The organism is Hansschlegelia beijingensis (assembly GCF_045505405.1).
In the GTDB taxonomy this organism is placed as follows: Bacteria; Pseudomonadota; Alphaproteobacteria; order Rhizobiales; family Methylopilaceae; genus Methylopila; species Methylopila beijingensis_A.
Map to the genome: position 1 here is coordinate 1 of NZ_JBJKEX010000092.1, position 9,912 is coordinate 9,912.

Consider the following 9,912-nt stretch of genomic DNA (forward strand, 5'->3'; position numbering starts at 1 on the left):
CTCAGGCGCCGGCGGGACGGGCTCCTCGATGGGCTCCGCGGACCGGCGCTGGCGCAGCATGGCGTCCGGCGTGCGGCCGACGCGAACCTCTCCGGTGGCCCGCTTGGCCGCCGGTTTGACGTCTTCGGAAGCTGGCGGCCGCCCGGTGAAACGCATGACTCGCAACCCTTCTCGAAGCGGCCTCGACGCCGCTCTTTCCCGTCGCTCCATAAGGAAGGGTCAGCGTTAACGAAGGATGGATCGGGCTCCGCGGCGCCCCGCTGTCCACAAGCCGTGGCTCGGATCGCCGTTCACCGGCTCGATTGGAAGAATTCAAACAAAGCGCGATATTTCCACCGCGCGGATGTCCGCGTGACAGACGTCCGGCCGCCAAGAAGACCGGGCGCAGGGAGGAGCTACGGGATGATACGAACACTCGCGTGGGCGACGGTCGCGCTGGCGATGTCGGCCGGAGGGGCGGTCGCGCAGGACGCGGCCGCCGGACAGAAGGTCTTCGCGCGCTGCAAGGCGTGTCACGAGGTCGGTCCGGACGCCAAGTCGAAGGTCGGCCCGGCCCTGCAAGGCGTCGTCGGCCGTGCCGCCGGGAGCGTCGAGGGCTTCGCCTATAGCGACGCCATGAAGGCCAAGGCGCCGGAAATCGGCGCATGGGACGAAGCCAAGCTTTCGAGCTACCTCGCCGATCCGAGCGGCTATCTCGGCGGCCCGAGCAAGATGACCCTCAAGGTCGCGAACGAGAAGGACCGGCAGAACGTCATCGCCTATCTGGCTACGCAGAAGTAGGCGGCGACCACGACGTCCGTCACGGCCGGCCTCCGGCCGTGACGCGCTACGCCATCCGGTCGAGGGGGCGGCCCGTTTCCGGCGCCGTCTGGGCTTTGCCTGTCTGAGCCGCCTCGGCCACGAGGTCGGCCATCGCCTGCTGCTGCTGGTTCGCGATCTTCAGGGCCGCCACCGCGAAGCCGTCGCGGGTCTGCTGGGCGACGCCTGCGATCGCCGAGGCCGCGAGAGAGCTCATGTCCATCAGGGTCGCTCCGCGAGTGACCGCGGACGTTGGGCCGCGCGGGTTAAGGAACGGTTGAACCGTCTCGCGCGTCGGCTCTGAAGCTCAGCGCGTCGGAACCGGGTGCTCGCCCCGGTAATCGTAGAAGCCCCGCTGCGTCTTCCGGCCGAGCCAGCCGGCTTCGACATATTTCACCAGCAGCGGGCAGGGCCGGTACTTCGAGTCCGCGAGTCCGTCGTGGAGGACCTGCATGATCGACAGGCAGGTGTCGAGGCCGATGAAGTCGGCGAGCTGCAGGGGGCCCATCGGGTGGTTCGCGCCGAGCCGCATCGCCGTGTCGATGGCGTCCACCGAGCCTACGCCCTCGTAGAGCGTGTAGATCGCCTCGTTGATCATCGGCAGAAGAATGCGGTTGACCATGAAGGCCGGAAAATCCTCGGAGACCGCGACGGTCTTGCCGAGCCTGTCGATCAGCTGCTTCGCGGCCTCGAAGGTCTCGTCTTCGGTCGCGATGCCTCGGATCAGCTCGACGAGCTGCATCAGCGGCACCGGATTCATGAAGTGGATGCCGATGAAGCGCTCAGGCCGATCGGTCGACGCCGCCAGCCGGGTGATCGAGATCGACGAGGTGTTGGTGGCCACCATCGCGTCGGGCTTCAGCGACGGACACAGGTCCGAGTAGATCTTGCGCTTGATCTGCTCGTCTTCGGTCGCCGCCTCGATGACGATGTCGCAGTCGCCCAGCGCCTCGTAATCACTGGCGAGGGTGATGCGCTTGAGCGCCGCCTTGCGGTCCTCGTCGCTGATCGCGCCCTTGCCGGCCTGGCGCTGCATGTTGGCGTCGATCACCGACAGACCCGCCTTGGCTCGGTCCGGCGAGATGTCATTGAGCGTTATGTCGAGCCCGGCCAGAGAGCAGACATGCGCGATGCCGCTGCCCATCTGCCCTGCGCCGATGACGCCGATCTTACGAATTTCCATCGGCATGATGCCCGTCTGACCGTCCACACTGACCCGCGCCGGGACGACCGCCCGGCGCGGCGCGATCTTACGTGCCGCGCCGCACAATGCCAGCGTCGCGACCGTCGCCCCTACGAAAGTCTGGCGCCTGGTGCGCCAGATACGTCACTTCCGCGCTTTGGCCAGCTCCTCGCGGAGCTCCGGAACAGCCTGGAACAGGTCCGCCACCAGGCCGTAGTCGGCCACCTGGAAGATCGGCGCCTCCTCGTCCTTGTTGATGGCGACGATCACCTTCGAATCTTTCATGCCGGCCAGATGCTGGATCGCGCCCGAGATGCCGAGCGCGATGTAGAGCTCGGGCGCCACCACCTTGCCGGTCTGCCCGACCTGCTGGTCGTTCGGCGCGTAGCCGGCGTCCACCGCGGCGCGGCTGGCGCCGATCGCCGCGCCAAGCTGGTCGGCGAGAGGCTCGACGACCTCCTTGAACTTGTCCGCCGATCCCAGCGCGCGGCCGCCCGACACGATGATCTTGGCGGAGCCGAGCTCCGGCCGGTCGGACTGGGTGAGCTCCTCGCCGACGAAGCTCGAGAGGCCCGGGTCGGCCGCCGCCGCGATCTCCTCCATCGCCGCGGAGCCGCCCTGGCCGGTCGCCTGGAAGGTCGAGGTGCGCACCGTGACGACCTTCTTCGGGTCGCTCGACTTCACCGTCTGGATCGCGTTCCCGGCGTAGACCGGCCGCTCGAACGTGTCCGGCGCCTCGACCTTCGAGATGTCGGAGATCTGCATCACGTCGAGCTTGGCGGCCACGCGCGGCAGGATGTTCTTGCCGGTGGTGGACGACGACGCGACGAGCGCGTCATAGCCGTCCATCAGGCCGAGGATCAGCTCCGCGATCGGCTCCGCGAGGCCATGCGCGTAGCTCTCGTGGGAAGCGACCAGCACCTTCTCGACGCCCTCGAGCTGCGCGGCCTGCTCGGCGGCGGCGCGCGGCGCCCTGCCGGCGACCAGGATGTGGACCGGCTCGCCGATCTGGCGCGCGGCCGTCAGCGCCTTGGCGGTCGCGTCGCCCAGCGCGTCCTCGTGGTGGTCTGCGAACAGCAGGGTCGCCATGTCAGATCGCTCCCGCTTCGTTCTTCAGCTTCTCGACGAGCTCGGCCACTGAGCCCACCTTGGCGCCCGCCTGCCGCTTTGGCGGCTCCACGGTCTTGAGGACCTGCAGGCGCGGCGCCACGTCGACCCCTAGATCGGCGGCCGACTTCTCGTCGAGCGGCTTCTTCTTGGCTTTCATGATGTTGGGCAGCGAGGCGTAGCGCGGCTCGTTGAGGCGCAGATCGGTGGTGACCACGGCCGGCAGCTTCAGCGAGACCGTCTGCAGCCCGCCGTCGACCTCCCGCGTGACCTGGACGCTGTCGGCTTCCGGCGAGACCTTGGAGGCGAAGGTGCCCTGCGGCCAGCCGAGCAGCGCGGCGAGCATCTGGCCCGTCTGGTTGCAGTCGTCGTCGATCGCCTGCTTGCCCATCACCACGAGGCCGGGCTGCTCCTCCTCGACGATCTTGACCAGAAGCTTGGCGACGCCGAGCGGCTCCGTCGGGCCGTCGGTCTTCACCAGGATGCCGCGGTCGGCGCCCATGGCGAGACCGGTTCGGATCGTCTCCGCGGCCTGCGCCGGGCCCACCGAGACGATGACCACCTCGGTCGCCTTGCCGGCCTCCTTGAGCCGGAGCGCCTCCTCGACGGCGATCTCGTCGAAGGGGTTCATCGACATCTTCACATTGGCGAGCTCGACGCCCGAGCCGTCGGGCTTCACCCGGATCTTGACGTTGTAGTCGACCACTCGCTTGACCGGCACAAGTACCTTCATCGGGCCTCTTCACCTCAGGAGGATCATCGCGCAACGACGCGGAACGCATCGGCCAAAGCCGCACGGGCGCGCGGCCGCTTTCGGACGCCGGGCGGGCGAAAGCGCGGCGGACAGTAGGAGGCGGCCCGAGCCCAAGTCAACGCTGCGGCGCGACCTCAGAAAGTCGCAGAAAGCCTATGCGGGCCCCTCGACGGTCTCGTCGCCGCGCCGCTCGATGCGCGCCGCGAGATCCCGGTCGAACAGCTTCACCTCGGGCCGCTTCAGCGCGACAACCAGCACGGCGCCGGTGAGGAAACCGCCCACATGCGCCCACCAGGCGACCTGCTCATGGCCCGCGAGCAGCGCGTTGCCGGCCTGGAACACGACCCAGGCGCCGATGATCCAGAAGGCGCGCAGGCGGACAGGGAACCGGTAGAACACCAGCACCCAGACCTTCACCTGCGGATGCAGCATCACATAGGCCGCGATGACGCCCGCGACGACGCCGGACGCGCCGACCAGCGGCGCGTCCGCGTTGGCGGCGCCGATCGCGTGAGCAAGGCCCGCCCCCACGCCGCACAGCAGCAGGAACGCGATGTATCGCAGATGGCCCAGATCATCCTCGACATTGTCGCCGAAGGCCCTGAGGAACAGCATGTTGCCGACGAGGTGCAGCAGCCCGCCATGCAGGAACTGCGAGGTGATGAGCGTCGCCCAGGCGGGCACGACCGCATAGCCCTCGGGGAGCACCGCCTCAGAGAAAAGAACGCTCGGGATCAGGCCGAACGACACCACTGCGCCCGGATGCGCAGGGAGGATCCACCCGGACTGAACGAAGACGTAGACGAGGATGCACGCCGCCATGAAGGCGTAGTTCACCCAGGGCAGCCGGATGCGGCGAACCGGGGCGTCGTCCAGTAGAGGGACGAACATGGCGGCGTCTCGTCTCGCCAGGCGCGATCGCCTGCGTCTCCCGGAATATGAAGACGCCCGCCTCCGGCTCCAAGGGGCCGAGGCGGGCCTGAGGCCGATCCTGACGCTAGCGTGTCTTTCCGGGCGCCCAAAGCACGTCGCCGTCGCCGAGATTGGCGACGCGCGCGGCCACGAACAGGTAGTCCGACAGCCGGTTGACGTAGCGCAGCGCCGCCGACGAGACGGCTTCGCGCGCCGCGAGCGCCGTCATCAGCCGTTCGGCCCGCCGCGCCACCGTGCGCGCCATGTGGAGATGCGCCGCGAGTGGTGTCCCGGCCGGGAGGACGAAGGAGCGCAGCGGCTCGAGCCGGGCGTTCAGCGCGTCGATTTCCTGCTCGAGCCGGACTACCTGGCTGTCCACGATGCGCAGCGGCTCGTAGCCGAGATCTTTGCCGTCGTCGGGCGTGGCGAGGTCCGCGCCGAGGTCGAACAGCTCGTTCTGGATGCGGGCGAGCGCAGCCTCGATCTCGGGCTCCGTGGCCGCATGAAGCCGCGCCAGGCCGAGCGTCGCGTTGGTCTCGTCGACCGCGCCGAAGCTCTCCACCCTCAGGTCGTGCTTCGGCCGCCGCGGCCCGGCGGCGAGGCCGGTGGTGCCGTCGTCGCCGGTGCGGGTGTAGATCTTGTTGAGCTTGACCATGGCGTCAGCGGCCCATGGCCCAGACGGTGATCATGATCACCACGATCGCCACAAACTGCAGGATGACGCGCCAGCGCATCAGCTTCTGCGACAGGTTCGGGCTGCCGCCGCGCGTCATGTTGAACAGACCGATGAGCAGGACGACCGCGACGGCGCCGACGGCGACCGGCACGGCGAAATTGGCGAGGAAGGTGGACATCGCGGCACTCTCGCGAGACGGACGGGACGGCGAAGGCGAAGGTCTCAGCCGTTGAGGTGGAGGATCGACCCGTTGAGGACGGCCGCGAAGCTCACCCAGGCGAGGTAGGGATAGAGCAGCGCCGCCGCAGGCCCGTCTATCCGACGGAAGCACACGATCGTCCAGACGATCGCCGGCAACAGGAGGAGGATGTCCAGAAGCCCGAGCAACGGTCTGCGCGCCGCGAAGAACGCGAAGGACCACGCGACGTTGAGCGCGAGCTGGACTCCGAAGGCGGTCACCGCGCCCCGCAAGGCCTCGCCGGAACCGCGCACGCAGACCCGCCAGAGCGCGATCGCCATCATGGCGAACAGCAGCGTCCATACGATCGGAAACGCGACGTTCGGCGGGTTGAAGGGCGGCTTCCGCAGCCCCTCGTACCAGGGCGCGATGTTCGGCGTCGTGGCCGCCGATCCGAGCCAGGCCGCGAGGCCGCAGACGAGCGCCGCCGCCGCAAGGATCAGCAGGGACCGCGACGACGTCCAGGAGGGGCGCACGATCTGGCCGGACGTCATGGCATCACTCCAGGGGTGGCGATCGGGGGAGCTCCTATCACGTCCGCGCGCCGTCGGCCGTGACCTCGACCTCCGGCTCCTCCTGGTCGATCGACGGAAGCGGCTCGCCGTAGATGATCGCCTCGAACGCCCGCAGACGCTTGTAGACCGAGAGCAGCTCGACGATCGTGGTCCACGAGTTGATCAGATACTGGAACGAGCTCCGCACCTGCTCGAAGGCGCTGAGGATCTGCTGCAACGGGCCGAGCGTGATCTTGCCGGCCACGATCGTCGGCGCCAGCACGATGTAGGGGAAGATGTTGTCGACCTGGAGGTAGGAGATCCGGGCGACGTTGAAGTAGGCGTAGTGGAAGTACAGGCGGAAATAGTTGTGCCGGACCCAGGAGAACAGCTCCTTGACAGTCTGCGGCTGCGCCCTCGTGGGATCGTCTTCGCCATAGACCAGCTCCTTGCGGTAGGCCGCTTCCACGCGCTGGTTCCGGAACTGCAGGCCGGGTAGCTTGATGCCGATGAGGGCGAGAAAGCCCGTGCCGAGGATCGACCAGAGCAGCGCCATCACCACCAGCGGATGCGGGACGGAGCCGATGATCGGGACCTCGGTGACCGCCTCGGACAGCCGGACCAGGACCGGCAGGAACGCGATCAGCGTCATGATCGAATCGACGAAGCTGACGCCGAGCCCCTCGACGATCGTCGAGAAGCGCATCGTGTCTTCCTGTACGCGCTGCGACGCGCCCTCGACATGCCGCAGCCGCGGCCAGTGCTCCATGTAGAAGTCGTTCATCGCCGTGCGCCACCGGAAGATGTAGTGGCTGACGAAGAACCGCGTGAGCACGCCGACCAGAACGGCGATCATCGCGATGCCCAGGAAGGCCGCGAGCTCGCCGTAGAACTCGGCGATGGTCACCGGCCGCGCCTTGGAGAGCGCAGCCTGCACGAGGTCGTAGAACGGCCCGTACCACGCGTTGATGGCGACCGAGACCTGCACCTGGAAGTAGGTGGTGAACAGAATGAACGCGGAGCCGAGGATGGACCACGGCGCCCAGGGATGGGGCGACAGCATCATCCAGGCCGCGGCGAACATCCCGACCGCCGCGGCGTAGTAGATGTAGAACCAGATGAACGGGCCGGTTAGGAACACGGCCGGCCCGATGACGGGCGGAGCGCCTGCCGCCGGATAGGAGAGGCCGATGACCTTCCCGAGCTCGGAGCCTCCCGCGAACCAGATCGCCGTAGCGATCGCCGTCCAGATCACGACGGACAGGAAGAACGGGCGAGGGTTGGGGAAGAACGATACGAACACGTCGGCGCCGAGCCTCCGGTGAAAGCAGCGCATCGCGATAGACCCGCCGACCGGCGAGGGCAAATCACGCGGGGCCGACCGGGCCCGCGATGAGGACTGTGGGACCTGAAGAACTGCGGGGCGTGATCGGCCGCGGCCGCATGGCGACGGTCTACGAGCTCGCCGACGGACGCGCGCTCAAAGCCTACCCGGCGCGGATCAAGGCCGCCTTCGTGGAGCGCGAATACGCCGTCACGCGGGCCGTCCGGGCGGCCGGCGGGCCTGCCTGGCGGGTGGACGAGATCGTCTCCTGCTTCGGCGGGTTCGGGATCGTGGGCGAACGCGTCGTGGGGGAGACCCTCAGCTTGCGGGCCCGCCGGTCGCTGGCGGAAGCCGGCAGGGTCGCGGCGGCGCTTGCGGAGGCGAACGTCCTTGTCGCCCGCACCCGTCTCCCCGATCCCGGCCTCGTGGAACGACGCTGGCGCCCTGCGACCTACCTGAAGATGGGGACCTACAGCCGGGACGTGATGGTCGACCTCGGCCTCTGCCACGGCGACCTCAACCTGAGCAACGTGATCCTCCGGCCCGACGGCGGCCTGGTCGTGCTCGACTGGGCGCTCGCGTTCCACGGTCCGGTGGTGGCCGACATGTGCCGGTCGAACCGGAGCCTCAGGAAGACCCTGCTGCGCGGCGAGACGGGCCGCCTCTCCCGCCTCGCGAAACGCGCCGTCGCGCTGTGGCACCAGGTCCTGGTCTGCCGGGGCATGCGCTGGCCGATGCTCAAGCTCTGAAGGCGTGGCGCGATCGCCGCGGCCGCGCCCGCGTCAGCCTTCGAGCAGCCGACGCGCGATGACCTGCGCCTGAATCTCCGCAGCGCCCTCGAAGATGTTGAGGATGCGGCTGTCGCAGAGCACGCGGCTGATCTGATATTCGAGCGCGAACCCGTTGCCGCCGTGGATCTGCAGCGCGTTGTCGGCCGCCGCCCAGGCGACCCGCGCGGCGAGCAGCTTGGCCATGCCGGCCTCAAGATCGCAGCGGATGTCGCTGTCCTTCTCGCGCGCTGCGAAATAGGTGATCTGCCTCGCGATCTGCACCTCGGCGGCCATCATGGCGAGCTTGTCGGCGACGCGCGGGAAGTCGGCGAGCGGCTTCTTGAACTGGATACGCTCCTCGGCGTAGCGCAGGCCGAGGTCGAGCGCCGACTGGGCGACGCCGACGGCCCGCGCCGCCGTCTGGATGCGGGCGCTCTCGAAGGTCTTCATGAGCTGCTTGAAGCCCTGACCCTCGACGCCGCCCAGCAGGTTCTCGGCCGGCACCTCGAAGCCGTCGAAGGAGATCTCGTACTCCTTCATGCCACGGTATCCCAGAACCTCGATCTCGCCGCCGGACATGCCGGACGCCGGGAACGGGTCTTCGTCCGTGCCGCGCGGCTTCTCCGCGAGCAGCATGGAGAGGCCGCGGTGGCCGGGCTCGTTCGGGTCGGTGCGCACCAGAAGCGTCATCAGGTCCGCGCGCACAGGATGGGTGATCCAGGTCTTGGCGCCGTTGACCCGATAGACGTCGCCCTCGCGCGCCGCGCGCGTCTTGAGGCTCGCGAGATCGGAGCCGGTGTTCGGCTCGGTGAACACGGCCGTCGGCAGGATCGAGCCGTCCGCCAGCCTCGGCAGGTATTTCTGTTTCTGCTCCTCGGTGCCGCCGCCCATGATCAGCTCGGCGGCGATTTCGGAGCGGGTGCCGAGCGAGCCGACGCCGATATAGCCGCGGCTCAGCTCTTCCGAGACGACGCACATCGCCTCCTTGCCCAGGCCGAGCCCGCCATATTCCTCGGGGATCGTCAGGCCGAAAACGCCGAGGTCGGCCAGCTTCTGGATCGTCTCGAGCGGGATGTAGGCGTTGGCGAGGTGCCAGGCGTGGGCGTAGGGCGCCACCTCGGCCTCCGCGAAGCGCCGCATCTCGTCGCGGAACTGGCCGTGGGTCTCGTCGAGCCCGGAATCGCCGAAGCCGGAACGCCCGTCGGCCTGCCGCATCAGGGCGGCCAGTTCGGCCCGCGCCTCCGCGGAGCCGCCGTCCGCGATCAGTTCCGCCCCCGCCTCGCCGAGCAGTTCCGCAGGCCGCGCGGCCGCCAGCCCGAGATCCTGCGCGCGCACGATCTCGCCCTGGTTCATCGGAATGCCCCCGATCACCTGCGCGAGATACTCCGCGGCGCCCACCCGAAGGATGGCCTCCTCGATCGCGCCGTAGCGGCCTTCCTTGGCGAGCCGCTCGCTCCAGCGCAGCAGTTCGCGCAGGGCCATCCGGTAGGTCGCGAGCCAGGCGAGGCCGTGGCCGGCGCGCTGCTCGCGCTCGAGCGCGTCGCCGTCGATCTTGCCTTCCCGGACCACCTTCGCCCGCACCGCCTCGGTCGCTTCCGCCAGAACGCTGTCCAGCGCGGGCAATACGGCTTGAAGGCGGGCCGCCGGCGTCTCGGG

The 9,912-nt window shown here is 68.7% G+C and carries 12 protein-coding genes; 2 read left to right on the forward strand and 10 right to left on the reverse strand.

The features are described from left to right. Positions 1–402: 402 nt before the first annotated feature. Positions 403–780 (forward strand): c-type cytochrome, encoded by a 378-nt coding sequence (locus ACIKT0_RS08125; protein WP_407104855.1) that lies wholly within the window; start codon positions 403–405, stop codon positions 778–780. A gap of 46 nt (positions 781–826) precedes the next feature. Here the strand turns inward: ACIKT0_RS08125 and ACIKT0_RS08130 are convergent, their stop codons facing one another. The 9 genes from ACIKT0_RS08130 to sbmA form a co-directional block, all read right to left on the reverse strand. Continuing rightward, positions 827–1,021 carry a hypothetical protein gene (locus ACIKT0_RS08130; protein WP_407104856.1) on the reverse strand — a complete coding sequence of 65 codons (195 nt, stop codon included), beginning with the start codon at positions 1,019–1,021 and terminating at the stop codon, positions 827–829. Between the two features lie 84 nt (positions 1,022–1,105). Next, positions 1,106–1,987 carry a 3-hydroxybutyryl-CoA dehydrogenase gene (locus ACIKT0_RS08135; RefSeq protein WP_407104857.1) on the reverse strand — a complete coding sequence of 294 codons (882 nt, stop codon included), beginning with the start codon at positions 1,985–1,987 and terminating at the stop codon, positions 1,106–1,108. A gap of 138 nt (positions 1,988–2,125) precedes the next feature. Then, on the reverse strand, positions 2,126–3,070 hold the full coding sequence (locus ACIKT0_RS08140; protein WP_407104858.1) for an electron transfer flavoprotein subunit alpha/FixB family protein: 945 nt from the start codon (positions 3,068–3,070) through the stop codon (positions 2,126–2,128). Position 3,071: 1 nt separating this feature from the next. Next, a complete protein-coding gene (locus ACIKT0_RS08145) occupies positions 3,072–3,821 on the reverse strand; it encodes an electron transfer flavoprotein subunit beta/FixA family protein (RefSeq protein ID WP_407104860.1) in 750 nt (249 codons plus the stop codon). 174 nt (positions 3,822–3,995) lie between these two features. Further along, positions 3,996–4,733 carry a rhomboid family intramembrane serine protease gene (locus ACIKT0_RS08150; protein ID WP_407104862.1) on the reverse strand — a complete coding sequence of 246 codons (738 nt, stop codon included), beginning with the start codon at positions 4,731–4,733 and terminating at the stop codon, positions 3,996–3,998. Positions 4,734–4,839: 106 nt separating this feature from the next. Further along, entirely contained in the window at positions 4,840–5,409 is a 570-nt protein-coding gene (locus ACIKT0_RS08155) for a cob(I)yrinic acid a,c-diamide adenosyltransferase (RefSeq protein ID WP_407104864.1), read from the reverse strand. A gap of 4 nt (positions 5,410–5,413) precedes the next feature. Next, positions 5,414–5,608: a twin transmembrane helix small protein gene (locus ACIKT0_RS08160; protein ID WP_407104865.1), complete on the reverse strand. Its 195-nt coding sequence runs from the start codon at positions 5,606–5,608 to the stop codon at positions 5,414–5,416. Positions 5,609–5,652: 44 nt separating this feature from the next. Next, a complete protein-coding gene (locus tag ACIKT0_RS08165) occupies positions 5,653–6,162 on the reverse strand; it encodes a TspO/MBR family protein (RefSeq protein WP_407104866.1) in 510 nt (169 codons plus the stop codon). Between the two features lie 37 nt (positions 6,163–6,199). Continuing rightward, positions 6,200–7,465, reverse strand: a complete 1,266-nt coding sequence (gene sbmA, locus ACIKT0_RS08170; protein WP_407104867.1) for a peptide antibiotic transporter SbmA — start codon at positions 7,463–7,465, stop codon at positions 6,200–6,202. 98 nt (positions 7,466–7,563) lie between these two features. Between sbmA and ACIKT0_RS08175 the strand changes: the two genes are divergently transcribed. After that, the gene (locus tag ACIKT0_RS08175; RefSeq protein ID WP_407104868.1) at positions 7,564–8,235 is read left to right on the forward strand and encodes a phosphotransferase; all 672 of its coding nucleotides are present in this window, start codon (positions 7,564–7,566) and stop codon (positions 8,233–8,235) included. A 33-nt stretch (positions 8,236–8,268) separates the two neighbouring features. Here ACIKT0_RS08175 and ACIKT0_RS08180 read toward each other — a convergent pair. Beyond that, the coding region (locus tag ACIKT0_RS08180; protein WP_407104869.1) for an acyl-CoA dehydrogenase family protein at positions 8,269–9,912 on the reverse strand (1,644 nt) is incomplete at its 5' end.

Bases quoted from the DNA above. Each gene is read 5' to 3' on its own strand.
- ACIKT0_RS08125 (WP_407104855.1), top strand. From the start codon at position 403: ATGATACGAACACTCGCGTGGGCGACGGTCGCGCTGGCGATGTCGGCC.
- ACIKT0_RS08130 (WP_407104856.1), bottom strand. From the start codon at position 1,021: ATGGACATGAGCTCTCTCGCGGCCTCGGCGATCGCAGGCGTCGCCCAG.
- ACIKT0_RS08135 (WP_407104857.1), bottom strand. From the start codon at position 1,987: ATGCCGATGGAAATTCGTAAGATCGGCGTCATCGGCGCAGGGCAGATG.
- ACIKT0_RS08140 (WP_407104858.1), bottom strand. From the start codon at position 3,070: ATGGCGACCCTGCTGTTCGCAGACCACCACGAGGACGCGCTGGGCGAC.
- ACIKT0_RS08145 (WP_407104860.1), bottom strand. From the start codon at position 3,821: ATGAAGGTACTTGTGCCGGTCAAGCGAGTGGTCGACTACAACGTCAAG.
- ACIKT0_RS08150 (WP_407104862.1), bottom strand. From the start codon at position 4,733: ATGTTCGTCCCTCTACTGGACGACGCCCCGGTTCGCCGCATCCGGCTG.
- ACIKT0_RS08155 (WP_407104864.1), bottom strand. From the start codon at position 5,409: ATGGTCAAGCTCAACAAGATCTACACCCGCACCGGCGACGACGGCACC.
- ACIKT0_RS08160 (WP_407104865.1), bottom strand. From the start codon at position 5,608: ATGTCCACCTTCCTCGCCAATTTCGCCGTGCCGGTCGCCGTCGGCGCC.
- ACIKT0_RS08165 (WP_407104866.1), bottom strand. From the start codon at position 6,162: ATGACGTCCGGCCAGATCGTGCGCCCCTCCTGGACGTCGTCGCGGTCC.